This is a genomic window from Pectobacterium carotovorum (assembly GCF_900129615.1).
Lineage (GTDB): Bacteria > Pseudomonadota > Gammaproteobacteria > Enterobacterales > Enterobacteriaceae > Pectobacterium > Pectobacterium carotovorum.
The window spans coordinates 37,008-62,810 of sequence record NZ_FQWI01000013.1; the positions used below are offsets into that span (position 1 = coordinate 37,008).

Annotated in this window: 20 protein-coding genes and 3 tRNA genes; 7 read left to right on the forward strand and 16 right to left on the reverse strand. The window is 51.6% G+C overall.

The window, feature by feature from the left end:
- Window positions 1-81: 81 nt before the first annotated feature.
- The 6 genes from BUB06_RS19765 to BUB06_RS19790 form a co-directional block, all read right to left on the reverse strand.
- A tRNA-Gly gene (locus tag BUB06_RS19765) sits at window positions 82-157 on the reverse strand.
- A 299-nt stretch (window positions 158-456) separates the two neighbouring features.
- Window positions 457-1,932, reverse strand: coding sequence for a hypothetical protein (locus BUB06_RS19770; RefSeq protein ID WP_039475782.1), 1,476 nt, complete (start codon window positions 1,930-1,932; stop codon window positions 457-459).
- A gap of 223 nt (window positions 1,933-2,155) precedes the next feature.
- Entirely contained in the window at window positions 2,156-3,082 is a 927-nt protein-coding gene (locus BUB06_RS19775) for a D-2-hydroxyacid dehydrogenase (RefSeq protein WP_039475780.1), read from the reverse strand.
- Between the two features lie 69 nt (window positions 3,083-3,151).
- On the reverse strand, window positions 3,152-4,858 hold the full coding sequence (locus BUB06_RS19780; protein ID WP_039475778.1) for a DUF6138 family protein: 1,707 nt from the start codon (window positions 4,856-4,858) through the stop codon (window positions 3,152-3,154).
- A gap of 384 nt (window positions 4,859-5,242) precedes the next feature.
- The gene (locus tag BUB06_RS19785; protein WP_039475775.1) at window positions 5,243-6,292 is read right to left on the reverse strand and encodes an NAD(P)-dependent alcohol dehydrogenase; all 1,050 of its coding nucleotides are present in this window, start codon (window positions 6,290-6,292) and stop codon (window positions 5,243-5,245) included.
- A gap of 139 nt (window positions 6,293-6,431) precedes the next feature.
- Entirely contained in the window at window positions 6,432-7,049 is a 618-nt protein-coding gene (locus BUB06_RS19790; protein WP_039475772.1) for a LysE family translocator, read from the reverse strand.
- Window positions 7,050-7,300: 251 nt separating this feature from the next.
- Here BUB06_RS19790 and BUB06_RS19795 point away from each other — a divergent pair, with 251 nt between their 5' ends.
- Entirely contained in the window at window positions 7,301-8,185 is an 885-nt protein-coding gene (locus BUB06_RS19795) for a LysR substrate-binding domain-containing protein (protein ID WP_039475833.1), read from the forward strand.
- Between the two features lie 18 nt (window positions 8,186-8,203).
- A complete protein-coding gene (locus BUB06_RS19800) occupies window positions 8,204-9,370 on the forward strand; it encodes an MFS transporter (RefSeq protein WP_039475770.1) in 1,167 nt (388 codons plus the stop codon).
- Between the two features lie 71 nt (window positions 9,371-9,441).
- Here BUB06_RS19800 and BUB06_RS19805 read toward each other — a convergent pair whose 3' ends face one another.
- From BUB06_RS19805 to BUB06_RS19815, 3 genes are read right to left on the reverse strand one after another with little or no spacing between them, the layout of a single operon-like run.
- On the reverse strand, window positions 9,442-10,260 hold the full coding sequence (locus BUB06_RS19805; RefSeq protein WP_039475767.1) for an ABC transporter ATP-binding protein: 819 nt from the start codon (window positions 10,258-10,260) through the stop codon (window positions 9,442-9,444).
- Complete coding sequence (locus BUB06_RS19810) at window positions 10,257-11,021, reverse strand: ABC transporter permease (protein WP_039475763.1); 765 nt, start codon at window positions 11,019-11,021, stop codon at window positions 10,257-10,259. The genes BUB06_RS19805 and BUB06_RS19810 overlap by 4 nt, the downstream gene beginning before the upstream one ends.
- Before the next feature lie 15 nt (window positions 11,022-11,036).
- Entirely contained in the window at window positions 11,037-12,056 is a 1,020-nt protein-coding gene (locus BUB06_RS19815; RefSeq protein ID WP_039475761.1) for an ABC transporter substrate-binding protein, read from the reverse strand.
- A 337-nt stretch (window positions 12,057-12,393) separates the two neighbouring features.
- Between BUB06_RS19815 and BUB06_RS19820 the strand changes: the two genes are divergently transcribed.
- Window positions 12,394-14,049 carry a DUF1963 domain-containing protein gene (locus tag BUB06_RS19820; protein WP_039475759.1) on the forward strand — a complete coding sequence of 552 codons (1,656 nt, stop codon included), beginning with the start codon at window positions 12,394-12,396 and terminating at the stop codon, window positions 14,047-14,049.
- A gap of 87 nt (window positions 14,050-14,136) precedes the next feature.
- On the opposite strand, the gene BUB06_RS19825 is transcribed toward BUB06_RS19820, so the two are convergent.
- Together BUB06_RS19825 and BUB06_RS19830 are read right to left on the reverse strand one after the other, a co-directional pair.
- Entirely contained in the window at window positions 14,137-14,832 is a 696-nt protein-coding gene (locus tag BUB06_RS19825; RefSeq protein WP_010295494.1) for a YjjG family noncanonical pyrimidine nucleotidase, read from the reverse strand.
- The gene (locus BUB06_RS19830; RefSeq protein WP_072013047.1) at window positions 14,829-16,061 is read right to left on the reverse strand and encodes an MFS transporter; all 1,233 of its coding nucleotides are present in this window, start codon (window positions 16,059-16,061) and stop codon (window positions 14,829-14,831) included. The genes BUB06_RS19825 and BUB06_RS19830 overlap by 4 nt, the downstream gene beginning before the upstream one ends.
- Window positions 16,062-16,210: 149 nt before the next feature.
- Here BUB06_RS19830 and BUB06_RS19835 point away from each other — a divergent pair, with 149 nt between their 5' ends.
- Complete coding sequence (locus BUB06_RS19835) at window positions 16,211-16,816, forward strand: hypothetical protein (protein ID WP_048329389.1); 606 nt, start codon at window positions 16,211-16,213, stop codon at window positions 16,814-16,816.
- A 94-nt stretch (window positions 16,817-16,910) separates the two neighbouring features.
- Here BUB06_RS19835 and BUB06_RS19840 read toward each other — a convergent pair whose 3' ends face one another.
- The 4 genes from BUB06_RS19840 to orn form a co-directional block, all read right to left on the reverse strand.
- Window positions 16,911-17,456: a hypothetical protein gene (locus BUB06_RS19840; protein WP_010295501.1), complete on the reverse strand. Its 546-nt coding sequence runs from the start codon at window positions 17,454-17,456 to the stop codon at window positions 16,911-16,913.
- Between the two features lie 472 nt (window positions 17,457-17,928).
- Window positions 17,929-18,004, reverse strand: a tRNA-Gly gene (locus BUB06_RS19845).
- 76 nt (window positions 18,005-18,080) lie between these two features.
- Window positions 18,081-18,156 (reverse strand) — tRNA-Gly (locus BUB06_RS19850).
- Window positions 18,157-18,372: 216 nt separating this feature from the next.
- Complete coding sequence (gene orn, locus BUB06_RS19855; protein WP_010283124.1) at window positions 18,373-18,915, reverse strand: oligoribonuclease; 543 nt, start codon at window positions 18,913-18,915, stop codon at window positions 18,373-18,375.
- 183 nt (window positions 18,916-19,098) lie between these two features.
- Here orn and rsgA point away from each other — a divergent pair, with 183 nt between their 5' ends.
- The 3 genes from rsgA to mscM all read left to right on the forward strand — a co-directional run bounded on the left by rsgA (window position 19,099) and on the right by mscM (window position 24,705).
- On the forward strand, window positions 19,099-20,148 hold the full coding sequence (gene rsgA / locus BUB06_RS19860; protein WP_010295503.1) for a small ribosomal subunit biogenesis GTPase RsgA: 1,050 nt from the start codon (window positions 19,099-19,101) through the stop codon (window positions 20,146-20,148).
- A 147-nt stretch (window positions 20,149-20,295) separates the two neighbouring features.
- Window positions 20,296-21,324 (forward strand): archaetidylserine decarboxylase, encoded by a 1,029-nt coding sequence (asd, locus tag BUB06_RS19865; protein WP_039475754.1) that lies wholly within the window; start codon window positions 20,296-20,298, stop codon window positions 21,322-21,324.
- A 57-nt stretch (window positions 21,325-21,381) separates the two neighbouring features.
- A complete protein-coding gene (gene mscM / locus BUB06_RS19870) occupies window positions 21,382-24,705 on the forward strand; it encodes a miniconductance mechanosensitive channel MscM (RefSeq protein ID WP_039475751.1) in 3,324 nt (1,107 codons plus the stop codon).
- Window positions 24,706-24,756: 51 nt separating this feature from the next.
- Here the strand turns inward: mscM and epmA are convergent, their stop codons facing one another.
- On the reverse strand, window positions 24,757-25,734 hold the full coding sequence (gene epmA / locus BUB06_RS19875) for an elongation factor P--(R)-beta-lysine ligase (RefSeq protein ID WP_010295515.1): 978 nt from the start codon (window positions 25,732-25,734) through the stop codon (window positions 24,757-24,759).
- Window positions 25,735-25,803: the final 69 nt, after the last annotated feature.

Here is a 25,803-nt window from a genome sequence, read left to right on the forward strand (position 1 = left end):
GGGATGAACGGAGTACAAGACAACGATAAAACCACATGTCAGGTTAAAGAAGAGGGAAGTAATGAAGACGATGAAGAATTTTGGAGCGGGAAACGAGACTCGAACTCGCGACCCCGACCTTGGCAAGGTCGTGCTCTACCAACTGAGCTATTCCCGCAGAGAATTGGATTTATTATCTTTTACTTTCAGCAAAAAGCAAAATGCGCCGAAACCAAAACTGATTAAACCCTGTCAAATCACATGTAACTTAATGAATCTAATCACTATTTACCAACAAGGTAATCCGACGGTCAGCATTATGTACCAATCAACTTAACGTGGCAAGCCCTTTCCACTGAAAACTTTACCGTCCAGTTTTAATCCGCTACGCGCTATGGAATCAAAGCTATAAGCCCGCCTCCACAACAAAGCCGCCTTAACTTAAGGCGGCCCGATCTGTCATGAGGATCTGGAATATCAGGATCTGACGCTAGTCAACAAGGTTTGCTTGCAGATGTGCCCAAATGTGACGTAAGTCCCCGCACTGCCCACACCGATACCGTCCTGAGCTGGAACATCAATAATCCACGCCCCCATGTCATAGGTCGTTCTCCACGTATTGATATAGCCTAAATCGTAGTCTTGGAACTGTGTCGTGTAATCAGCATTACAGGCATCCAATTTCACAGCCCCAGAAGCACTCCCGTTTGAATCCGTGATTATTCCGTGGGCGTTGGCAGCATTAAACTCTAACTGACCATTACTTTCTCGTTGGTCGAGCAGAAGAATCGCAACGATATTTGGGATACCCGCGCCAGTTGAATCAGTAACACGAACACTCCAGGTAATATCCCGGTAGGCTTGCGTGGTCATAAAACCATAAGCTGTCGGTGCAGAGCTTGGAATACGCAGAACATTACTTTCTCCCGAAAGAGAGTGGCTAAGTTTTGCAATTTTCGAGCCTAGCGTTAATTTATATTTCTGAGAGACTGTAGGTAATCTTGATGGATTAGGCAGCACTCTCACCAAAACCTTTTCATTCGGCTGAGGTGGAATGATGGTAATTTCCTGTCCGGTATTACGGGTTGTCCAGGTATTACCGCCATCAGTGGAAGACGCCAGTAACCAGTTGTTATTGGTTCCGCTCGTCACGCCATCAAAGCGAAGTAAAACGTGCTGGCCACGGGTTGCGGTAAATACGTAGTAATCCGCATCAGAATCACTATCAGAGTTACCTTCAATTTCCCTCAAATTATCAGACAAGGGATAGGCCAAAGACGGAATATCGTTCAGCTCATAGGCATCAACATTCGTATTAACGATAGCGCCAAAATTAAAAGCAGAACCATCTGCCGTATTGGCCTCCATAAACCAGTAATAGTGCCCTGGCGGAGTTAAATCCAACGTAGCCTCATCAGCATTTCCCGCCTGATTTGAATAATTAATTGCTGTCACATTATTCTGACCATCATCCCGCATCAAACTAAGAGCAATATCGGTTTCAGGGCTCATGCCTACGACGAACGCGGTTGTTTTAGAACGCTGAGTGATTTCAAAGTGATAACAGGCGCTGCCTCCACTTTGCAGTCCGTCCAGCGTATAAATGGTGTTTACGGCAAGGGTTGGGCACAAAGGGGTAAATGCAGCGTTATTAGCAAGAGGTTGAGTGCTGGATAACGGTTTTTTTTGTGCGTTATTTGCATCAGCCTGCGCAGTGGGAGCATTGGGAGTAATAACGACAACTCCCTCATTTTCAGCCTTGTGAAATTTATAATGACTTGCGGCATGCGCCTGTATGCTATTAGGGGCCTCAAATACAGAAACCGAGCCTTTCTTTTGCAGTTTCCCAATATCCTTCACTTCGACAGAAACGCTGGTTTCAGCAATCGCTGAACCCATGCAGAATGCCAATCCGGCAGCCGCAAGATATACATTTAAACGATGGTATTTCATCCCAATATTTCCTTATCTTTGAGTATTCTCAAATAGAGCGCAGACTTATTATTTAATAATTAACAAATACTGAACGTGAAGCGGACGTAGTATTACACCGACATGCTGTATAATCTCAATAAAATCTTACAAAAATATTTAAAATGAAATTCTTTAAATGAGCGAATTGAAATTATTATTAAATATAATTAATTCGCTCATTGATAATTTACTCAATAATTATTTAATACTCGCGACTAAAATCTACCTCACCACGCAGCGTATTATCAGCATGGAAGCGAGCAAGATTTTCCAGAAATAATCGCCCCATCAGTCCCGGCACCATCGGTCCGGCAATGTGCGCCGTCAACGTCAGGTTCGGCGTTTTCCAGAACGGATGGCTGTACGGCAACGGCTCTTGCCTGAATACATCCAGCACCGCTCCCGCAATTTGCGCATCACATAGCGCCGCCCGTAAATCATCATCCACCACGGCACTACCGCGCCCGGCATTGATAAACAGCGCCGAAGGCTTCATGGCGGCAAACAGACTCGCGTCATAAATATCGGTGGTTGCCGAAGTGTCCGGCAGAAGGTTGATCACATAATCGGCCTCCGGCACCGCGGCAGGCAGTTCCGCTAAACTCATGATCCGTTTAAAATCAGGCTGCTGTCTTGGCGTACTGACGATGCCATATAGCTCAACGCCAAAAGGCCGTAAAAAGCCAGCAACCTCGCAGCCGATCTCTCCCGCACCGACAATCAGCACCTTTTTATCCGCCAGCGATCCCGGTAAACGGTGATCCCAGCGCCGCTCTTCCTGACTGATTTGCCGTTCCCCCAGGCGAAGCTCATGCCTGAGCATGTAGGCAATCACGTATTCGGCGATAGGCTGCCCAAACACGCCAACGGCGCGACTTAAACGGTAATCGCGCGGTAGCCCATCGGCCAACAGCGGTTTGAACCCTGCCCACGTCGACTGTAGCCACTGTGGTTTAGCTCCCTGAGCCAGCAATGCAGCGGCGGTATCAGGTTCACCCAGCCAAATCGGGCAGCTCGCGGCCTGCTCTGCCGTACCGTTTGAAAGCACCAGCTCAAGCTCTGGCGCAGCATGATGTAAGACAGAGCCAATCTCATCGGCACGCGAGTCCAGCAGCAGAATAGCGGTCATAAGCATGTTCCTTAATAGGGTGAAGCACCTTTGGCTTCATCCCGATGATTGTCGTCATTACGTTTAAGATTAGGCAGAAGCCTGAATGAGCGACGTCAGTAGCGCGCCACGCTTCGCTTCCGATTTTTTCACCAACGCAGCGAGTTTCTTGGTATTGCCCCAGATGAGATACAAAATATGTTCTATCACGGCGGGTTCTCGCATCCGTACTTCTTCGACGAGCTGTTCGAACAGCGCATCATTCTCTAACGCAGGCAGCATATTCAGCTTTAGCCTTTCCGTCGCATGGCTCAGGCAAGCAACCAAAGTCGCCACGTTCTGCGCCGTCACACCATGCTTATCGAAAAATGCACGAATGAAGGCATCTTGTACCGATTGATGTTCGTCATCCACGCTTTCCATATATTCTTTTACGAGTGGGAAATACCCAGCATCGGTCAGACCCAGCCCGAATACCGCATAGCTTCCCGGCATGCAGCACTTTTCGCCTTCCGAATCCGCGTACCATTCAAATTCCTCAATCGCGGTACGCGCATAATCCTCAAGAAGCGGATAGTTCGATGCATATTGCAACGCGTTAGCAAAAAAGCGGTGGGTATCCGATTTTGCCAGTCCCTTGATGGGAAGATACTGTCGCGCCGACGATTTCAGGACGATCTTGTAGCTCTTTGGAAAACCGAGCGTCAGTAAGCGCGTAATGAAAAGCAGCGCCTGCTCATACGCTTCGGCGCTTTCCTTACGAATACGTACCGTTATGGTCGAAAACACATCATTCGCCACGCATTCGAGCGATTCGTTCTTCAGGTTAATCTGCGCGTTCTCAAACGCACCACTTCCCTCTTCCATGATGCTTAGCGCCCGCGGGTATCCCAACTGCTTCGCGATATCCAGATATTCCAGCGCCTGAGACTTACTGTAGGAAGGCTCATAACGCAGAATCATGATGGCCGCATAGAGGACTAATTCAACGGGATGAAGCGTTTGTGAATCCTGCACATCCAGTGCGATGCCAAGTTTGAGGGTATAACTATCCGGCTCAAAAAAATGCTCAGGCTGGGACACATCGCAGTAGCGCAACAAAAACTGCTGATCAACCCACGTTCTTAACACGCGGATAATCGTGCGTCGATGCTCAGACAATTCCGCACTCCCTGCGTTTCGCTGCTGAATCTGCTCAAGCAGAGTGATAACGTTGTCGATATCCATCGCAGGAAAGAGATGTGCATCGAACAGGTGGCGAACCAGAAAGAACGTTTGCAGCGGTTTTGTCGGCGCAGTGCCATGAGTGAGATAGCGATCAATATAGGCGTGAATAGACTCAAGTAGCCGCTGTTTTTTCACCTCGTTGGTGAACGTAAACAGCGTAACCAGCAGGCGCCCTTCCGTTGCTGGAAACACCGCTCGAAAGCAAAACCGATAGTCAATCAGCGCCGTATCTGCCAGTTTCTCAACACGCTGCGCGATAGCCTGAGTCAGCACAGGAACGATATTTTCCTGTATCTGCGCCACACTCAGCGCCCCCGTCCGGCTACCGGGAGACAGCCCGTCAGCATCGCTTTTTGATTCAGGGGCTATCGACGTACGGCCTGGCGCATAATCCAGTATCACATCGTTATGAATGCCTGCTTGCAGCGTGGTTCGCGAGATAATTTCATCAAGCCCAGCTCTTTGCTCCTGCGCGTCGAACCAGTTGTTGATTGCCGTAAGTGACTCGTCCCGCATAGGGAAATCGTGTTGTAGTGATACCCCAGTTTCGTTTGAATGCCCGTCCGTCATTTTTCTCTTTTCCCTTATTATTTATCGCAGATGAAACGTTGCCCCAAAGCACGGTATTGATGAGATTTACCAACCGCCAAAAAGGTAGCACGAAAGCACTATTTTTTGCCTTTCCCGTCATTCTGTAGCAGTGAAATGTAGCGAACATAGCAGGAGGGCGAAACCAGGATAAATGCTTATCTTAAACTGTCTTTTCACTGTGATAGAGAAGGAAAATCAACGCATTGGCATAAAGACATGACGATAAATAGTACTGCATTCACTCGTCGTTGGTGACAGGAAATTACGATGGTGTGGTTTTTCTCATGATGCAGAGAAGGCGTGATAAATCACGTCATGGTAGTCCCACAGCACAGGGAGATCCGTGCTGTGGGAACAGGCCAATCAGGCGTTCAGCGTGGCGTTATCAATGACGAAGCGGTATTTCACATCGCCTTTGAGCATCCGCTCGTAGGCCTCATTGATTTCGTCGGCGCGGATAAGCTCAATATCGGAAACAATTCCGTGCTCGGCACAGAAATCCAGCATTTCCTGCGTTTCAGGAATGCCACCGATCATCGATCCCGCCACCGTACGGCGTTTCATGATCAAATTGAACACGTTAGGAGAAGGATGCGGTGACGCAGGCGCACCGACCAGCGTTAGCGCGCCATCGCGCTTCAGCAAAACCAGAAACGCATCCAGATCGTGCGGCGCAGCAACGGTATTCAGGATTAAATCGAAGCTGCCTGCGTGTGCTGCCATTTCTTCCGCGTTACGAGACACCACGACTTCATTTGCGCCCAGCGCCTTGGCATCTTCACGCTTGGATTCAGACGTGGTGAACGCCACAACATAAGCCCCCATGGCATGCGCCAGTTTGATCCCCATGTGGCCAAGCCCGCCGATACCCACAACGCCGACTTTCTTACCCGGCCCAGCATTCCAGTGGCGCAGCGGCGAATAGGTAGTAATCCCCGCGCACAGCAGCGGTGCGACCGCAGCCAGTTCCGCTTCGGAATGACGGACGCGCAGCACATAGCGCTCATGCACGACGATCTGCTGAGAGTAGCCGCCAAGCGTCCAGCCGGGTTCATCCGCAGTCGGGCCGTTATACGTGCCGACCATACCGTCACAGTAGTTTTCTAAGCCATCATCACATTCTTCGCAGTGTCGACAGCTGTCTACGATGCAGCCGATACCCACCAGATCGCCCGCCTTAAAGGCGGAGACATGCGCCCCTACCGCAGACACCCGTCCGACGATTTCATGGCCGGGCACGCAGGGAAACTGTGTTCCTGCCCATTCCGCACGCACCTGATGCAGGTCCGAGTGGCAGATACCGCAGTACGCAATCTCAATCTGGACATCGTGGGCTCCCGGCGCACGACGGACAATCTGCAACGGTTCAAGAGGTTTATCGCCCGCATGGGCCCCATACGCATGTACAAGCATGGCTATTTCCTTTTCTGTTGAGAAACCGATCATGTTGAGAATCGATCATGTTAAGAAATCGACTATTTTCCTAAATCCCTCAGCAGACAGGTATAGCATTCCGATGGTTTTCTTGCCCGATCCGATGAATCTCACCTCATCAGAGAGTAATTTTGGTCAATGCCAGAGACGCCCCTAACGCAATCAAGGCAACACCGATACCTTTGTCGACCCAATGTTGACGATCGATCAGCCGGCGACGCATGGCCGGTGCAGCAAAAAACAGCGCAACAATACTGAACCAAACCCAGTGCGCCACCGACATGAATAACCCATAGCCAAAATTATGGCCCATTGGGCTACCGGGCTGCACGACCTGGGTATAGGTAGCGACGACAAACAGCATGGTTTTTGGGTTAAGTGCATTGGTGAGAAAACCCATGCGAAACGCAGCAAGCGATGACGGTGCATTGCCGGACGCCTCTTCTAATTTTATTTTTGTATTATTTGTTAATGACTTATACCCAAGACAAATCAGATATGAGGCTCCCAGAACCTTCATCGCCATAAATATCATCGGAGAGTTAACAATAAATACCGCGATGCCAAAAACGGTATACATCACATGGATCTGGACGCCGCAGGCAATGCCAAACGCGCTGAGTAAACCAGCACGCGAACCAAAGGCATAGCTGTTGCGGGTCACCATAGCAAAATCAGGCCCCGGACTGATCACCGCCAAAATAGTGATCGTCGCGACGGCAATTAACTCATTCATTAACGTTTTCCTTGTTCGGCAAGCTATCGCTTTCACGATGATTTTGCACAGATGGGTAACAAACAGGCTAAAAGAGGAATGCAAAAATCACTGACGTAATACGACGAGAAAAGATGCGTTCCTCACGATATTTCCTCACGATTTAGGCTATTAGGCCTTCTTCACCTGAAGTGAAGTGTGATTATTCAGCGTTTGCATATGCCAAAAAAGCGATTTATCTTGGTATAAATCTGTCAAATTTCATCGTGTATATGAAAATTCCCTCGTTAGCCTCTTTTCGCTTCTTTGAAGCAGCCGCACAAACCGGTAGCTTTGTTAAAGCCGCCGAGTCCCTGCATGTCACGCATGGTGCCGTCAGCAGGCAGATCAGATTGCTGGAAGAGGCGCTGGGGGTTGAGCTATTTGAACGACGCAACCGCGCGATCTTTTTAAACGCAGCGGGGCGTTCTTTGCATACGGTCACGCAGTCCGTCTTCGAGCAGCTAGAAGGCGCGGTCTATCGGCTACAGCAAAGTGCACAGGATAACGTGCTGACGCTGTCATGCGAGCCCACGATTGCCATGAAATGGCTGATTCCGCGGCTACCGGCTTTTAATCAGGCGCATCCCGATATCAAACTTCATCTGGTGGCTGCGGGCGGGCCGATTGATTTTGTGCGTAGCGGCGTTGACCTCGCGCTGCGGCGTGACGATTTTCACTGGGATCCGCAAACGCATGCGGTAAAGGTGTGTGACGAATGGATGGGGCCGGTAAGTCGCGACAAAACCGAGCGAAAAAACAGTCTGGAAGGGATGCGTTTGCTCTATACCGGAACGCGACCAAAAGCGTGGGCAACCTGGCAGCGGCAGACGCATGTGTCACTCAAAGGCAGCACCAGAGCGGACTATGAGCACTTTTATCTGTGTATTCAGGCCGCCGTTTCGGGATTAGGCATCGCAATGGCGTCTTTCCTGATGGTGCAGGACGAGATTGCAAACGGGCAACTGCATGCACCCTATGGATTTGCACGGGATGGGTCTGCTTATTATCTGTTATCGCCCATCCCCCTTGAGCAAAATGAAAAGTATGTACGATTTCATACCTGGCTAATGCAGGAAGTGTCCACCGGCCTTTCCGGGGTCGAAAATGCTTGTTAAACCCACACTGGAAGTACAATGACAGCACATGCCCGTGAATCCAATTTCACGACACTGTACATGATTATCGCCGCCTCACTCGTGGGATTGGTGACAGGGTACACGCTACCGCTGATCAGCTTGAAGCTGGCCGAGCACGGGCACAGCACGGCGACGCTCGGTATTCTGGCGGCTCTTCCGGCGGCGGGGATGATGCTCTCCTCCTTCGTTACGCCGTGGCTCAGCCGCCACCTGCACGCTAGCTATCTGTTATCAGGCAGCCTGATTATTCTGGCGGCCTCAACCGTTGCCTCATTCCTGCTGTCACACCCTGTCTCGCTTATTTTACCTCGCCTGTTAACCGGGCTGGCCTCGGGGGTTTTGGTGGTGCTGGGAGAAACCTGGGTCACCAGCCGGGCTTCAGACAAACACAAAGCGACGCTGACGGGGCTGTATGCCGCCGTTTTCACAGGGTGTCAGCTAATAGGGCCGCTGCTTATTGCCGCTGGTGAGTCGGTGCAAACCTATGCGCTATGGCTGATTTGCGCGATATCCGCCGCGTGTGCGTTCATGCTAAGGAACTGCGCCAGTATGGTTCGAGCGGATGAACAGTCCTCGACGTCTTATCGAGATCTTATTCCTTTTCTCCCGGCAATCGCCTCTGGCGTGCTCTGCTTCTCCTTCTTCGATGCCAGCATACTTGCGCTCTTTCCGCTTTACGGTATGGAACAGGGCTTAGACGAAAAATCTGCGATATTACTAGTCACACTCATTTTTCTGGGCGATGCCGTCTTTCAGACGCCGATTGGCTGGCTGGCAGACAAATGCGGCATCATCAAAACCCACATCAGCTGCGGCATTCTGTTCTGTGTGATGCTGGTATTGATCACCTTCTCATTTTCCTCCCCTTCCCTTCTGGTTCCCGTCTGTATCGTACTGGGCGCAGCGGCAGGCGGGCTTTACACGCTGTCTCTGGTGCGGGCAGGTCAGAAATTTGCTGGTCAGCGGCTCATTGTGATGAATTCACTTCTGGGGCTGGTGTGGTCTGCGGGCAGTATCAGCGGGCCGCTGTTCTCTGGCGCAGCCATCACGTTTTACGGTTACGACGGTCTCATCGCCATCTTGTTGCTAACCGGCGTGCTGTTTGTTGGCATACAGGGCGTATTAAGAAAAGAACGCGTATCGCGTTCGCTGGGTGAAGAGTGAATGTAGGCATCAGGCCTCACCAAGCCAGCGACGGCTTGATGAGCCTGAAATAGATACGGCAGATGGGCTGCTTATGCGGCCATTTCGCGTTTGAAGACCTCCAGCGTGTGCGCCTTGACGCGAATAAACTCAGGATCGCTCATCGCCTCCGCACCACGTGGACGCGCTAAATCAAACGGAATAATCTCCGACACCGTCGTTGGCCGACGCGTCAGCAGCAGGATTTCATCCGCCAGAAACACCGCATCTTCTAAATCATGTGACACGATGACCATCGTCACGCCGGTCGCCAACTGAACCTCTTGCAGCTTGTCGCGGATGAACAGCGTCATTTCAAAATCCAGCGCGGAGAACGGCTCATCCAAAAACATCACCTCCGGCCCCGTCGCCAGCGCCCGCATGATACAGACCGTCTGCTGCTGTCCACCTGAAAGCTCATACGGATAACGCTGAAGATCGAAGCGAATATCAAACATCGCGATCAGTTCATCCATCCGCGTCTGCACATCGTGTTTGCTCATCCCGCTACGCACCAGCGGATAAGCAATATTCTTCCAGGCGCTCATCCAGGGAAAAAGCGCATCACGATAGTTTTGAAATACATACCCAATCTTGGTTTCTGACAGCGTTTTGCCATCAAACAGGATGTCGCCACTATCAACGGGAATCAGCCCAGCAATCATGTTCATCAGCGTCGATTTACCACAGCCATTCGGCCCGAAAATAGACACGATCTTGCCACGCGGTAAATCCAGATTCAGATCGGTATAGAGCGGCTGACCCGCAAACGACTTGTTCAAGCCGCGAATGGTGACGTGGGTGTTCGGTGCCGGATAAGGCGGCAACGCGGTATCCGGTTTTTCCACTTGTGCGGTACGAGGTGTCATCATGCTTTGCCACTCCAGTGAACAATTCGTTTTTCTACCAACAAAAACAATACGTTAAGCAGATACCCCAGTGCGCCCGTAATCAGGATAGAGGCATACATATCCCGAATGTTGAACACCTGCTGCGCATCAATGATGCGGTGCCCCAACCCCGTTTCCGAACCAATAAACATCTCCGCGACAATCACGATCACCAACGCCATCGACACACCGGTGCGCAGGCCGACAAAGGTTTGCGCCAGACTTTCCAGCAGCATGATGTCTTTAAAAATATGCCAGCGGGAAATCCCCATAACCTGCGCCGCCATCAGACGGGTTTTCTTTGCATTCATCACGCCATAGGCGCTGTTGAACAGAATCACCAGCACGGCGGCAAAAGCCGAAATGGCAATCTTATTCGCGTCGGTTATGCCAAAAATCAGCAAAAACAACGGAATCAGCGCTGACGACGGCGTAGAGCGGAAGAAATCGATCAGAAACTCCAGACTACGGTAGATTTTTTCATTACTGCCCAGAATAACGCCGAGCGGCACGCCAATTAGTGCGGCAAAACCAAATGCGGCGAGCGTACGGTATAGCGTCGCGCCGATATCCGTCCGCATGCTGGCATCCGCGAAAGACTGGAACATATAGCTCAACGTTTCGACCGGCGAGGGTAATAAAATGGGGTTCAGCCATTTCGCGCTGACAGCCAATTGCCAAAAGAGAAACAGCAAAATCGGGCCGACAGCGGGTAATAATTTAGACGTCCAATGCTGGCGCATAATCGAGCCCCTCCATTAAGGCTGATAAATCAGGCTGCTGACATCTACCGGCTGCCGGAAGATTTTTCTTTCGGTGAACACGTCATAAAACTTCTGGAACCACGCCAGATTGTCGCCTTTTAGCTCGTCGTACATGACAAACCCCGGCAAAGGCACTTCTTTACTCAGTTCGGCCTCAATGCTGGTGTAACCCGTGATGTGTTCGCGAGCGGCCTCCGCGTTCTGTTGAATAAACTGCACCGATTTGGCATAGGCCTGCGTGAAGCGTTTGGCATCCGCCGCACGACTTTCAATAAAACCGCTATTTAACGCCGCTGCACCACCAAACCACGGCGCATCGGAGTTACCCAGCACATAGCGTGAGATCACGCCCGTTTCCAAGGTCCGCGACAGCCCTTTCAGCCGCCCCACCGTTCCCGTCGGTTCCAGCGTATAAACGCCGTCAATCTGACCAGCAGCCAGCGCAGCCACGTGCTGCCCGACTGGCAATTCCGTCACGCGCAGCTCGTCCGCCGTAAAGCCATTTTTCTCCAGAATGATTTTGGTCATCACCACATTCTGAATACCCGGCCCACAGGCGATACGTTTGCCTTTCAGCTCCGCGATACTTTTTACATCGCTGTTTAACGGCACCAGAAATTCATCCAATACCATCTGATGATTAGAAGGATTCGAGCAAATGATCTTGAACAGGCCGGGTGAGGTAATCGCCCCTAATCCCAATGCGCCGGTGGCCGTACCGTTGGCGCATCCGTGTATACGGCCCGTGATCATCCCCTCGACAATCTGTTGCGGGCTGGCGAATTTCACCGCTCGCACATTCAACCCAGCCTCTTTGAAAAAGCCCCGCTCAACGCCCACATATAAAGGCAAACCGCCCACAATCGGCCAGTAACCAATGCGGATTTCTTCACCTTCGGCAGCAAAAGCCATTCCCGGCAGCAAGCTGCTTAGCGTCAACGCACTCGCGCTAATCGCTGACCATTGCATTAACTGCCTGCGTTTACGATCGATCTTGTCATTGTTATTTTTCATTGTATTCCCCCTTCAACGGTGAGCTAACAACAGCCGATAACCACCAGCCTGAAAAAACCGATCAGGTCGATTGCCTGAGTCGCCCCATCTTGTACACAAGATGGTATGTAAGACTAAGCACAGGCCGTGCCATGTTTATCGACGCCGTAAAACCCCAGTAAATACGCTGTTCCGGCAGCGTTAGCGCACCAAAAAAAAGCAAAACGTTACAAAAATGCATTGCGAGTGATGCAGAGTGACGAGCCGTCAGTACATCGTCTTCTTGCTGAAGCAGACAAATGTGGCATCATAAAAAACCACATCAGAGGCGATATTCTTTTCTACGTTAGGGACCGCCATGCCAATCATGCACACGGACGTTTTATCCATCGATTTCCCCCCGAATTTCACTTCCGTTGAGCAAATCGGGCAAGGTGCTCTCGGCCAGTATTCCACTGATGACAGTCTCGTCGTGCTGGATATTTATCCGGTCGACAGGGAATTGCTACACAAAACAGAAACGGGACAGTCCGAGCGATATCGCACCTTCTGCGGAAAAATCTATGGAAAGCTCACCTGGCTTGAAGAAAAAACGTTAGCCCTTGAAAACTACAGCGCATTGTTAATGACGGCCGAAGGGGTTTACGGCTTCTCATACATGTTCGCGTTTATCCGCTTAACTGACACAGTTTGCCTTTTCGCTGGGGGATACTGCCCGCAGGAACAGCAACAAGAGCACTTCATCACAATAGAAACTGCGCTGCGCAGCTTGCGAATTGTCACTGCAACACCAGAAACGGCATTGCACAGCCACCTAAAAGCGAAGGGAGCAGAGGCAGAGACTGATACCGCACAAGACAACGAGATGAAAGCAAAGCAGGTAAACATCGCAGAGACACCAGCCTATCCCCCTATAATGCAAGATCCTGCCCTGCACCCGTTGCTGGCGGAGCATTCTCCGCAGCGACAATATCTCATAAACACGTTGCTCTCGGCTGACGCCATCACCCCCATCGCCGATGCCGTGGCTGGTACCTTACGCAGTAGTATCGATTTCTATCATGGTGCAGAAGACGACCACACGGCGCTGGGCAATCATCGGCTGGGCGGCCTGCCGGATTTACCTATCGATATCCCCTACCCTTGCGTCAGCACCACCGAAGACACCTTGCTCGAATACGAGGAGTGCTGGCAAGAAGGTGAAGACGAAAAAGACGTGTGCATTTTCCCCTGGGACGACGTTACGCAGACCTATCGTGTACCGCTGGAATTTATTGCACAGATAGACTGCCGCGCTTTGGCACCGTTGCAAGATTACTTACCGCGCGAAGGCACATTATTCTTCTTTCTGGAATGTGGAAGCAGCCCTTTAACGACCAGAGGAAAGGTAATTTATGTGCAGGATGTCGCAAGCCTGTGTAGCGGCACGCGCTTTGCAGACCTTGCTTTCAATGATGAGAAGACGCTCGGGCAAAAGCCTGCCTTTACACTGCATCCCAGAGCCAGCGTCACCGTACCCAGTTTTTACGCATTGCGTCAAAACCCCCATCTTGGCTCGATACTCTGCTCGCGCCTGAGTCTGGAACAGCAGGTAGAGTTGGACGATGATGCATACGACGATGCGTTATCCCATCTCGGCTTCGCACAATATTACGCCTGGCAGTTACGGCAGCTGGGCGCATTCAATCTGTTGCCTGATAGTAAAGTGACTAAAGAGCAATTCACCTGGATGATCGAAAAGGACATGCTGCCATCTAACTTTCCGCCTGATGTCCCATTGCCCGAGTATCAGGGTATTGCCCGAATCAACGGCTGTGGCTTCAGCCAGCATGAATTACCAGAATTACAGGCAGCACAGAAATTGGGCGGCGAAGCGCAGGACTGGCTGGTGCTGTTTCAGGTCTGCCTGGATGGACAATTTCAGTGGGATGAAGGCACGCTGAATTTCATCATCCATCGTACCGACCTTGCAGCCCAACGCTTCGATCGGATATTCATGGTCTGCGATTACTGAGAATTTGCGCTGATTAGCAGGTAAGTACGACGACAACCCAAAGCGAGTTGATGATGGTGATTGTCGTCGATGTTGCGTGGTACAGGCTCAAGACCTGGCGCTGATCTGCGTGAAGACATCTTGTAGTGTTGCAGCCTCATAGGTTGGCGCGATGTCCGAATCGTTGGCGGCCCCACCTGCATTGAACCAGCAACTGTCTATGCCGTACAGGTTCGCCCCAAGAATATCGGCATCGAGCCTATCGCCTACAATGACCGCCTCGGCTTTTTTGAACGAGCTGAATTTGCTGGCTGAGAACTCGAAGAAACGCGCATCCGGCTTGGCGAAGCCGCAGGCTTCAGAGGTAGCGACAAACGAGAGCCAATCTGCCAGACCTGAGTTCGCCACTCGCTTCGCCTGCACATACTCGATGCCGTTGGTAATAATGCCAACTTCACCGATCTCGGCAAGCGCTTCACAGATCTGAACCGCGCCATCTACCAGCACCACGGTCTCAGGCAGGCACTCCAGATAGAGATTGCTCGCTTTGTGAGGATCGATATCGATGCCATGAAGAGAAAAAGTGCGACGGAATCGTTCTACTTTCAGGAGATCTTTGGTGATTTCCCCTTTCTCAAACTCGCTCCATAGCTGGGAATTCTCGCGCTGATAATCTGCGAACAGGGTCGTATTTTCAATATCGACACCAAGGTTCGTCAGCGTACGCGCGAACGAAAGACGCTCGGAGGCTTTGAAGTCCAACAGCGTGTCGTCAAGGTCAAACAGGAAATGGCGGTATTTCATAAGTGTTGGTTACTCTGCATCAAGGAATCGCTTCTGACAGGGACGGACTGCGCTGGCTTAGCTGCTGTCAGCGCGCGGTTAACCCCCAGAAGCACGACGAGGAATGATAGCGTCAATAGCCCAATCATCACCCACGGAAACGCGCCCGGGCCTGCGCCGCTGAGGAGCAATCCTCCGATGACGCCCCCTGAGGCCACCGCGGTGTTCCACGATGTGGTCGACATCGATTGTGCGACGTCCACGGCATCAGAGGAAAGGTGAGTCATTGCCGTTTGCGTGACGACGGAGAATCCCCCAAAGGAGATGCCCCACATAAAGACTGCCAGAATCAGAATGGCCTGTACATCGGACCAAAGGCCCAGAAGGAGCGTCGCAGCGGCGAATAATAACACCTCAGCAGGGCCGAGACGCTTGAGATTTCCATCGACGATAATGCCTGACAGTACAAGGCCAAACACCGCCCCTGCGCCGAAAATAAACAGCACGCCGTTGAGCCAGTCCCCCATGGCGGAAGCCACGAGGAAAGGCTCGATGTAAATATACAGAATGTTGTGCGTGACGATGTAGGTGAGGATCAACGCAAGTGTCGCCCCGACGCCACGCTTGGCAGCAACCTGAGGCAGCGATAGCCGTTTATCGGCTGATTCACCTGGGAAATCGGGAGCAAAGAGCGCGATCCAGACGACAAGGAGCACCGCGACAACTGACACGAGCCCAAAGGCGCCCTGCCAGCCAATCGCCGAGCCGAGAAGGCCGCCAATCGGTACGCCGAGGACCAGCGCAGCCGTAGAGCCTGCACCGACAATCGCGATTGCACGCCCGAGTAACCACCTGGGAACCATACGGGATGCGTACCCGGCCAGCATCGACCAGACCACACCGCCGAACAGGCCAGCGACAAAGCGGGCAGCCAGTGATAAAACGTAGTTGTCTGAAACGGCGGTCACCGCATTAACAACAGCAAATCCGCTAATCGCCACGAGCAACAGAGGCTTGCGTCTCAGTCCTCGCGTCAGCGCTGTCGCGGGGATCGCAGATAACAACGCCCCCAGAGCAAACGCCGTGATGAACTGGCCGGCCAGACTTTCAGAGACATCAAGACCCGTTGCGATCGAACTGAGAAGCCCTGCCGGCATGATCTCAGTCAGTAAGGTCAGAAACGCGGCTGTCGCAAGTGCGAGGAGCTTTAACACGGGGAGAGACGGGGTTTGGATTCGATTTGCACTCAAAATAATTATTTACCTGTAACGCTGGCCTGTCGTAACACACGGAATGGAGTAACACACTAAATTTGGCCATCTGAACAGAGATGATACCATCACATTCTTATACAAACAGGTAACATTGTGCTCAGGGGGCAATACGTGGTGGGCAAACAATGTTGAAAATCTCTTTCTTTACTCTCTTTATTAGGTACTTAAAAGAATCCACTATTCGGCATCCAGACATTTTTGGGCTTAAGGATTTTTCGCCGATAGAACTGGTTTCTCAAGAGTACGAGTTAGTCGGCGATCCGACCGACTTTCATTTTTATGAGAAGGACTATGCTGTTGGTTACCATAATAAAAAACTGAGTGTTGTTTTTAAACGCTATTTTTATCTCGATGAGAATGCCGGAAGCGGTCTCTCCATAGGACGGGGAGCGAGCCTTATTTCTCTTTTGAAATGCTATAAGGCCGTTTGTTTAGCTGATGGGATTGCTGAACCTGTTTTTGAATTTTATTTTTCAGAGGATAAGAAAGAAGGTGCCGTTATATTAAGGGACTCCGTCGTCGTTCGCTTCAACCAGTGGAGTACAAAAGGACAATATTCGCTTGTCACTGTTGAGAGCGATTTTAGTAAATCGGCACTATTTCGTAACGTTTCAACGAATGCCGTGAAAAAAACGCTGATCGCCTATGACCATCGTTTACTGCTTTCAAAACCGATCCCCAGAGGCAAACCTCATGCGTTTTGCCGACTCGTTAACTTTCTGTCGGCTTGAACGTTTTATATGTCTATGGTGAAGTTCGCCCCCTGTTGTATAAACGTAAATTGCAGACAACCGCCTGCAATTTACGATAGAAAATAAAAAATGACTATTTCTTCATTTCAAGGCTTTTCATTGCCTCTTTGCTTACCCCATGCATTGAGCTGCTAATAACACAGTTATACGTTTCACTTTCATTAATAACCATAAAAGTGCTCACCGGGTTTTTCATTTTTTTATCAACAGAGAAAATAATATAAGCATTAGGTAAGGAACTAGGTTTAAACGCGCCAAATGAGTAGCTATCAGCTAAACCGAGAGGGGATAGGTCGGCAGTTAATTCCATGGGTTGCGTACTGTGTGGCGAAGGGAACATGGATTTTGCTGACATCATCATTGACTGGGTATTAATGTTATATTCTGTTGTTACTTTCATGCCAACGTATTTGGATTCAGGCATATTCAGCTGTTTCTCACACATCGCATCGTGCTGCGGGCTGGGCGTTCCATTTTGCAGGACAGCATGAATATGTTTTAATTCAACTTGATCTTTTCCGGTATGTGCTTTTGCCATGTCATCAGCTTGGGCAAAACCACTCATCACCAGCGTCGCCGTTGCTACAACGTGTAAAATAGCGCTATTCATTGCATTCATTGTTCCATCCTCTTTTATCTGTAGGGATAACCATATGATCCATGATAAAAACCCGTTATTTATTAAATAAATAATCGGAATTGCTCATGGAATTTAAATAATATTTCCCAGATAGAATCGAATAGAAAAAATCACTGAAAAATCAATAAAAATTTTCGTCATTTTAATGATGTGATTTTTATAAATGCATTCTGGTTATAAACATAGTCAAATTTTGATATTACGTCAAAATACAATCGATACAAAAAATAAAATAGAGAAAGGAATCAGAATAAATATAACCAAGCTAAGTATTTAATAAAATGATTTATCTACGATATCAACGATCAAGGCACAACCCAGAGGCATCATTCAGCGCACAGCATGTGTTTCTTACGCGATAAAGAAGGCAGAAAGCGTTTAACGAGTTTCATGCATCAAAAAGAGAAGGAGAAGGAGAAGGAGAATGAATCAGAGAAAGAGACTAAAAGATTGGAGCGGGAAACGAGACTCGAACTCGCGACCCCGACCTTGGCAAGGTCGTGCTCTACCAACTGAGCTATTCCCGCATATCGGACAGACACTAACAGGCATTGCGTCTGATTACTGCACACTGCCTGTATGGTGACAAACAGTAATAAAACTTGGAGCGGGAAACGAGACTCGAACTCGCGACCCCGACCTTGGCAAGGTCGTGCTCTACCAACTGAGCTATTCCCGCCCGGGAAATCTTTACACGATGTTGAAGTTCTTTAATTGAAATTCTTCATCGGTATGGGGTGCGCATTATACGAGAAATCCGTTTAACCGCAAGCCCCCAAAAATGAAAAACCGTCTGACTGCTGATAAAAAAAACAATGCGCTGAGAAAACAGACGTTATGGCGTAAATAGCAGCAGATCGCTGGACATCACGCCCTGCCCGTTTCGCATCACCGACTACAGTCGCAGAAAGTTCTCACGGTAATAGGCCAGTTCCGCCAGGGATTCGCGAATGTCGTCCATCGCCTGATGCGTGCCTTGCTTCTTAAAGCCCGTCAGGATTTCCGGCTTCCAGCGTCGCGCCAGTTCTTTGAGTGTGCTGACATCCAGATAGCGATAGTGGAAGTAAGCTTCCAGCTCTGGCATATAGCGGAACAGGAAGCGGCGATCCTGGCCGATGCTGTTGCCACAGATCGGCGATTTACCCGCTGGTACCCATTTTTGTAGAAACGCCAGCGTTTCCAACTCGGCAGCGCGTTCATCCGTGGTGCTGGCTTTGACGCGATCCGTCAGGCCGCTGGCACCGTGCGTACGCACATTCCAGTCATCCATCAGTGCCAGTTGGCTATCTGACTGGTGCACCGCCATTACCGGTCCTTCGGCCAACACATTTAAGTTTGCATCCGTCACCAGCGTTGCGATCTCAATGATGCGATCGTGATCCGGGTTCAGACCGGTCATCTCGAGATCGATCCAGATCAGGTTATTTTCATCTACCATCGTGGGAATTCCTGTTGCATTGTGCCCTGTCGTCGAGGCAAGGATACCAGTATCAATCTCAATGCTGATACCGATAAGGTGGTATCAGTTAATTAAAATCAAATAGGGTGTATTATAGTCTGTTCAAACGCGGCGAGCGACAATCCGCTGTCGTGAACGATAAATCGTCTTAAGTGAGGCTCAGTGAGCAAAAAGAAACTGTCGAAAGGTCAGCAGCGTCGGGTTAGCGCAAACCACCAGCGTCGCCTGAAAAAAACGGAAAGCAAAGTCGAATGGGAAGATAGCCAACTGGGCGATGCGCAGGAAGGTATTATCATCAGCCGATTCGGTATGCACGCCGATGTGGAAGCCACCGATGGCGTGGTGCACCGCTGCAACATTCGTCGGACCATTTCATCGCTGGTCACGGGCGACCGCGTCGTCTGGCGCCCCGGCCATGAATCACTCGCTGGCATCAGCGGGATCGTGGAAGCCGTTCACCCTCGCCATTCCGTCCTGACTCGCCCCGACTATTACGATGGCATTAAACCGATCGCCGCCAATATCGATCAGATCGTGATCGTTTCAGCGATCTTGCCTGAGCTGTCGCTGAACATTATCGATCGCTATCTGGTCGCCTGCGAAACGCTGGAGATAGATCCGCTGATCGTGCTGAACAAAATTGACCTGCTGGATGACAAATCCCGCCAGTTTGTTGATAAACAAATGGATATCTACCGCGCCCTCGACTATCGCGTGCTGATGGTTTCCAGCCATACTCAACAGGGTATCCCTGAACTGGAGCAGGCACTCACTGACCGTATCAGTATTTTCGCCGGGCAGTCAGGTGTCGGGAAATCCAGCCTGCTTAATGCGCTGCTCGCACTGGGTGAAGAACGCATTCTGGTGAATGAGGTTTCTGATAACTCAGGATTGGGGCAACACACCACCACCGCCTCTCGGCTTTATCACTTCCCACACGGCGGCGACGTGATCGACTCACCGGGCGTACGGGAATTTGGTCTGTGGCATCTGGAGCCTGAACAGGTGACGAGTGGTTTCATTGAGTTACGTAAACACATCGGCTCGTGTAAGTTCCGCGACTGTAAACATGAAAACGATCCAGGCTGCGCGATCAATGCCGCACTTGCGCGCGGAGAGATTGCCACAGAGCGCTTTGATAACTATCACCGGATTCTGGAAAGCATGGCGCAAGTAAAAACGCGTAAAGGCTTTTCGGATACAGATAACTGACATTTATCATAACCGTCGCTACAATGCGCCCCCTTTGAGGATAAGTGAATCCGCTTATTCTCTCTGGGCTACCGCTGACAGCGCTAAGCTAAGCGTGTTCCCCAGAAAGCTTGTTTTATGGCGCACTATTAATCCAAGAGGCTCACAGTGCTGGATAATATCAAAATCAAATTACAGTATTGGCTTCCCAAGATCTGGCTGACCCGCTTAGCGGGCTGGGGAGCAAATAAGCGTGCGGGAAAACTCACCAAGCTGGTGATCGATCTGTTTGTCCGCCAATACAACGTCAACATGCAGGAAGCACAGCAGCCGGATACCGCCTCCTACCGCACGTTTAACGAATTTTTCGTTCGCCCGCTGCGCCCAGGCATTCGCCCTGTCGATCCTCATGCGCACCGTCTGGTGCAGCCTGCTGACGGTGTCCTGTCGCAGTTTGGCCCCATTACCGACGGCAAGCTGATTCAGGCGAAGAACCACGACTACACGCTGGAAGCGCTGCTGGCTGGCAACTATGTGATGGCCGATCTGTTCCGCGACGGCCTGTTTGCCACCATTTATCTTTCTCCACGTGATTATCACCGCCTCCACATGCCGTGCGATGGCGTGCTGCGCGAGATGATTTATGTGCCGGGTGACCTGTTCTCCGTCAATCTGCTGACGGCCGATAACGTGCCGAATCTGTTTGCACGTAACGAACGTGTCATCTGCCTGTTTGATACTGAATTCGGCCCAGTGGCACAGATTCTGGTCGGTGCAACCATTGTCGGCAGCATCGAAACCGTGTGGTCAGGCGTAGTGACGCCACCGCGTGAAGGCATCATCAAGCGTTGGACTTACCCACAGGCGGGTGAAGAAGGTGCAGTCGTGCTGGCGAAAGGCGAGGAAATGGGTCGCTTCAAGCTGGGTTCAACCGTGATTAACCTGTTTGCCGCAGGCAATAATCTCCAGTTTGCTGCACACCTGAATACGATGAGCGTGACGCGTATGGGCGAACCGTTTGCCGAAATCCGTCAGGATGAACAAGCGCCCGTTGTTTTCCCGGAAGGAACCGAGTTGGAAGAAAACGATGCCGCACCATCGCCTGTCGCGGCAACGTCTGAGCCTGTTCAAGTTGAGGGACAACATCCTGCAACTGATGCAGCCGGCCAGACGGGCCACAAACCCGACGCGCCGTAAAATAACGTCCGACTTTCGTCGCTTGTAAGAGTGTTGTTTGTAATAAAGGTAGCTAACGTGCGTCTGATTCTGACTTTTCTTTTGGGATGTTTATTATCAACGGCTACGTTGGCTGCCACTGCGCCCAATGAGGCGCAGTTACGCCAGCAGCTACAGCAGGCGGAAGCCAACAAAGGTGCAGCCGATCAGGCGAAAATCGTTGAGGAATATCAGGCTGCACTGAACACCCTGCAGGATCGCAAAGAGTCACTGGAGCGCGCCACACAGTATCAGCGCGTTATCGATGATTTCCCCAAGCTAGTTCAGGAACTGCGCCGCCAGCTTAATGCCGAAGATGGCAAACCCTCGTCTATTTCAGAAAGTCTCTCTAGCAACGATCTCGAACAGCAGCTACTGCAAACCAGCAGCCAGCTGTTGGAACAGGCTCGCCAGCTCCAGCAAGAACAGGATCGGCTGCGTGAAATCAGCGACTCACTGAGCCAGCTTCCGCAGCAGCAAACTGAAGCCAGCCGCATGCAAAGCGAGGCGGAACGCCGTATTCAGTCTCTCGGTACGCCTGCTACCCCGCTGGGGCAAGCGCAGCTCGTCGCGCTTCAAGCCGAATCCGCCCTGCGCAAAAGCCGGGTCGACGAGCTAGAACTGGCACAGCTGTCAGCCAGCAATCGTCAGGAGCTGTCCCGGCTACGTGTCGAACTGTATAAAAAGCGCCACGATAGGCTGGATCTGCTGCAACAGGATTTACGCAGCAGACTCAACAATATGCGCCAGCGCGAAGCCGAACAGGCATTAGAGCGCACAGAGCTGCTCGCGGAACAAAGTGGCGATTTACCCAGCGTCATCAGCAAGCAGCTACAGGTTAACCGCGAGCTCTCCGTCGCGCTGAATCAACAAGCGCAGCGGATGGATCTTATCGCCTCTCAGCAGCGTCAGGCTGCCACGCACACCATTCAGGTTCGTCAGGCGCTGAGCACCATTCGCGAGCAGGCACAATGGCTCGGCGTCTCACCGATATTGGGTGAAACGTTACGGGCACAGATAGCCCGCCTGCCGGAAATGCCCAAGCCCCAGTTGTTGGATAGCGACATGGCGCAGCTGCGCGTACAGCGCTTGCACTTTGAAGACCTGATCAACAAACCGCAAGATCTTGATAATGCCAAGCAGGATAACGGCGATCCGCTGACCAGCGCACAGCAGCGTATTCTGGCCGATCAGATGCGTACCCAGCGCGACCTGCTGACTTCACTGATCTCCGGCTGCGATTCACAGATACTGGAACTGACCAAACTCAAAGTTGCCAATAACCAATTGGCGGATGCGCTAACCGAAACACGGGAAGCAGCCCATCGCGACCTGTTCTGGGTGGCGGATGTCGATCCCGTAACGTTCGCCTATCCGCTCAAACTGGTACAGGATCTGACGCGTCTGCTGTCACTGGATACGCTGACGCAGCTGGGTAGCGCGCTGGTCATGATGGTGACCAGTCAGGAAACCGTGCTGCCGCTGCTGGGCGCACTGCTGCTGGTTGGCTTCAGTATCAGCTCACGTCGTCACTATCATGCGTTTATGGAGCGCGCCAGCAGCCGCGTCGGCAAAGTCACGCTCGATCACTTTATGCTGACGCTGCGTACCGTGTTCTGGTCCATCCTTACCGCCCTGCCGCTGCCGGTGCTCTGGGCCGCGTTGGGATACGGGCTGCAAAACGCCTGGCCTTACCCGATTGCTGTCGCCATCGGCGATAGCGTAACCGCCACCGTGCCGTTGATGTGGCTGGTGATGATCAGCGCCTCATTCTCGCATCCGCAGGGGCTGTTCATTGTCCACTTCCGCTGGTCGCCGGAGCGCGTAGCCAGAGCGATGCGCTACTATCGTCTCTCCATCGCCTTTATCGTGCCGCTGATTATGGCGCTGATTACGTTCGATAAGCTCAACGATCGCGAGTTCTCTAGCACGCTCGGGCGGCTCTGCTTCATCTTGCTCTGTATGGCGTTGAGTTTGGTCACAACCGGATTAAAACGCGCAGGTATCCCGCTGTATCTGGATAAAGAAGGCTCGGGGGAAAACTCCGTTAACCGTGCGATGTGGAACATCCTGATCGCCATGCCGCTCGTTGCTGCGCTGGCCTCCTGCATCGGCTATCTGGCAACCGCACAGGCGCTGTTAGCCCGTCTGGAAACCTCCGTTTCTATCTGGTTCTTCCTGCTGGTGGTTTACCACATTATTCGCCGTTGGATGTTAATTCAGCGCCGCCGCATCGCCTTCGACCGCGCCAAACAGCGACGTTCGGAAATTCTGGCGCAGCGCGCCAAAGGTGAAGAAGACACGCCGTCTGCGTCGTCCCATGAAAGCAGTTCGGAAGCGGTGGAAGAACCCGTCGTCGATCTGGATGCCATCAGCGCCAAGTCCCTGCAGTTAGTACGCTCCATTCTGACGCTGATCGCACTGGTTTCCGTTATCGCACTATGGTCGGAAATTCATTCCGCCTTCGCATTTCTGGAAAATATCAGCCTGTGGGATGTCTCCAGCACGGTGAAGGGCGTGGAGAGCGTGCAGGCAATTACGCTAGGATCGGTACTGATCGCGATTTTGATCTTCATTATTACCGCACAGCTGGTACGTAACCTGCCCGCCCTGCTGGAACTGGCGATCCTACAGCATCTGGATCTGTCGCCGGGCAGCGGGTACGCCATTACCACCATCAGCAAATATATTCTGATGCTGATCGGCTGCCTGATGGGCTTCTCGCTGATCGGGATCGAATGGTCGAAACTGCAATGGCTGGTTGCTGCACTGGGTGTAGGGCTAGGGTTTGGTTTACAGGAGATCTTTGCCAACTTTATCTCCGGCCTGATCATCCTCTTCGAGAAACCGATCCGCATCGGCGATACGGTCACAATCCGCGATCTCACGGGTAGCGTCATGCGAATTAACACCCGCGCCACCACCATTTCAGACTGGGATCGCAAAGAGATCATCGTGCCGAACAAGGCCTTTATCACCGAGCAGTTTATCAACTGGTCGCTGTCGGATTCAGTCACGCGTGTGGTGATGACGGTGCCTGCTCCGGCGAACGCGAACAGTCAGGAAGTCACGGAACTGCTGATGGATGCAGTGAAGCGTTGTTCGCTGATTCTGGATACGCCAGAGCCCGAAGCCTTCCTCGTTGACCTGCAACAGGGGATTCAGATTTTCGAACTGCGCGTGTTCGCCGCCGAAATGGGGCACCGTATGCCGCTGCGCCACGAACTGCATCAGCTGATTCTGGAAAACTACCGCAAACACAATCTGGAGCTTCCTTTCCCACCGTTCCAGGTGAAAATGGACAATCTGTCGCGCAGTGGAAAAACGCTGACGCCGCGGCAGCGGACGCCGGGCAGTTTATAAGAAGGGAAAACGGGCGACGGCCAGATGTGGCACCGCCCGACTTAAAACGGATTATGCGCGATCGACGGAGAACGCGATCACATCACTCAGCCTCTCGGCATTCAGCGCCAGCATGATCAAACGATCCACACCTAACGCCACACCGGCACACTCCGGCAGACCGTGTTTCAGCGCCGCCAGCAGGTTTTCATCAATCGGCTGCTGTGGCAAATCACGCGCGGCACGTTTGCGGTTATCCTGCTCAAAGCGCTGACGTTGCTCATCGGCATCGGTCAATTCACGGAAGCCGTTCGCCAGCTCGATCCCCTTGAAATAGACTTCAAAACGTTCGGCGACGCGATGGTCTTCCGAACTGATCTCAGCCAGCGAGGCCTGCGTTGCCGGGAAATGGTAGACAAACGCGGGTTTGTCACGCCCGATATGCGGCTCAACGCCAAAGGTGAACAGCATCTGCACCAGCGAATCGCGATCGTCTTCACGGCAGGCGATATCGCCCAGCCCGAGTTTTTCTGCCGCTTCGCGCAGTTGCGCTTTATCAACAGACAGAGGGTCGATCTCCAGATGGCGTAAAAACGCCTGCTGATAGGAGAGCATTTCCGCGCTTTCACAATCCAGAACCTGCTGCAACAGGTCATCGACCTCATTCATCAGGCGGTACATATCATAGTGAGGGCGATACCATTCCAGCATCGTGAATTCTGGGTTGTGGTGTCGGCCTGATTCTTCATTGCGGAAACTGCGGCACAGCTGAAATATTGGTCCACTGCCAGCAGCCAGCAGGCGCTTCATGTGGTATTCCGGGCTGGTCATCAAATACAGCGTCATGCCATCCGCAGCACCAGGGCCAACGAAGCGGGTCTGGAACGGGTATAAGAAAACATCCGTTACCGTAGCCTGACTCATCGCGGGCGTTTCGACCTCCAGTACACCACGATCGGTGAAGAAACGTCGGACAGCAGCAATGATCGACGCTCGTTTCAACAAATTAGCGACAGAAGCACTAGGTTGCCAACTTGTCGTCTCGCTCATGGTTCTTACTCCAAAGTCAAACAGGGGGTGCAGTCTACCCGCATCAGCCCAAATTTCCAGCAGAAAAAA

Coding starts and splice junctions, on each gene's coding strand:
- BUB06_RS19770 (WP_039475782.1), bottom strand. CDS start 1,932: ATGAAATACCATCGTTTAAATGTATATCTTGCGGCTGCCGGATTGGCA.
- BUB06_RS19775 (WP_039475780.1), bottom strand. CDS start 3,082: ATGACCGCTATTCTGCTGCTGGACTCGCGTGCCGATGAGATTGGCTCT.
- BUB06_RS19780 (WP_039475778.1), bottom strand. CDS start 4,858: ATGACGGACGGGCATTCAAACGAAACTGGGGTATCACTACAACACGAT.
- BUB06_RS19785 (WP_039475775.1), bottom strand. CDS start 6,292: ATGCTTGTACATGCGTATGGGGCCCATGCGGGCGATAAACCTCTTGAA.
- BUB06_RS19790 (WP_039475772.1), bottom strand. CDS start 7,049: ATGAATGAGTTAATTGCCGTCGCGACGATCACTATTTTGGCGGTGATC.
- BUB06_RS19795 (WP_039475833.1), top strand. CDS start 7,301: ATGAAAATTCCCTCGTTAGCCTCTTTTCGCTTCTTTGAAGCAGCCGCA.
- BUB06_RS19800 (WP_039475770.1), top strand. CDS start 8,204: ATGACAGCACATGCCCGTGAATCCAATTTCACGACACTGTACATGATT.
- BUB06_RS19805 (WP_039475767.1), bottom strand. CDS start 10,260: ATGATGACACCTCGTACCGCACAAGTGGAAAAACCGGATACCGCGTTG.
- BUB06_RS19810 (WP_039475763.1), bottom strand. CDS start 11,021: ATGCGCCAGCATTGGACGTCTAAATTATTACCCGCTGTCGGCCCGATT.
- BUB06_RS19815 (WP_039475761.1), bottom strand. CDS start 12,056: ATGAAAAATAACAATGACAAGATCGATCGTAAACGCAGGCAGTTAATG.
- BUB06_RS19820 (WP_039475759.1), top strand. CDS start 12,394: ATGCCAATCATGCACACGGACGTTTTATCCATCGATTTCCCCCCGAAT.
- BUB06_RS19825 (WP_010295494.1), bottom strand. CDS start 14,832: ATGAAATACCGCCATTTCCTGTTTGACCTTGACGACACGCTGTTGGAC.
- BUB06_RS19835 (WP_048329389.1), top strand. CDS start 16,211: ATGTTGAAAATCTCTTTCTTTACTCTCTTTATTAGGTACTTAAAAGAA.
- BUB06_RS19840 (WP_010295501.1), bottom strand. CDS start 17,456: ATGAATGCAATGAATAGCGCTATTTTACACGTTGTAGCAACGGCGACG.
- orn (WP_010283124.1), bottom strand. CDS start 18,915: ATGGTAGATGAAAATAACCTGATCTGGATCGATCTCGAGATGACCGGT.
- epmA (WP_010295515.1), bottom strand. CDS start 25,734: ATGAGCGAGACGACAAGTTGGCAACCTAGTGCTTCTGTCGCTAATTTG.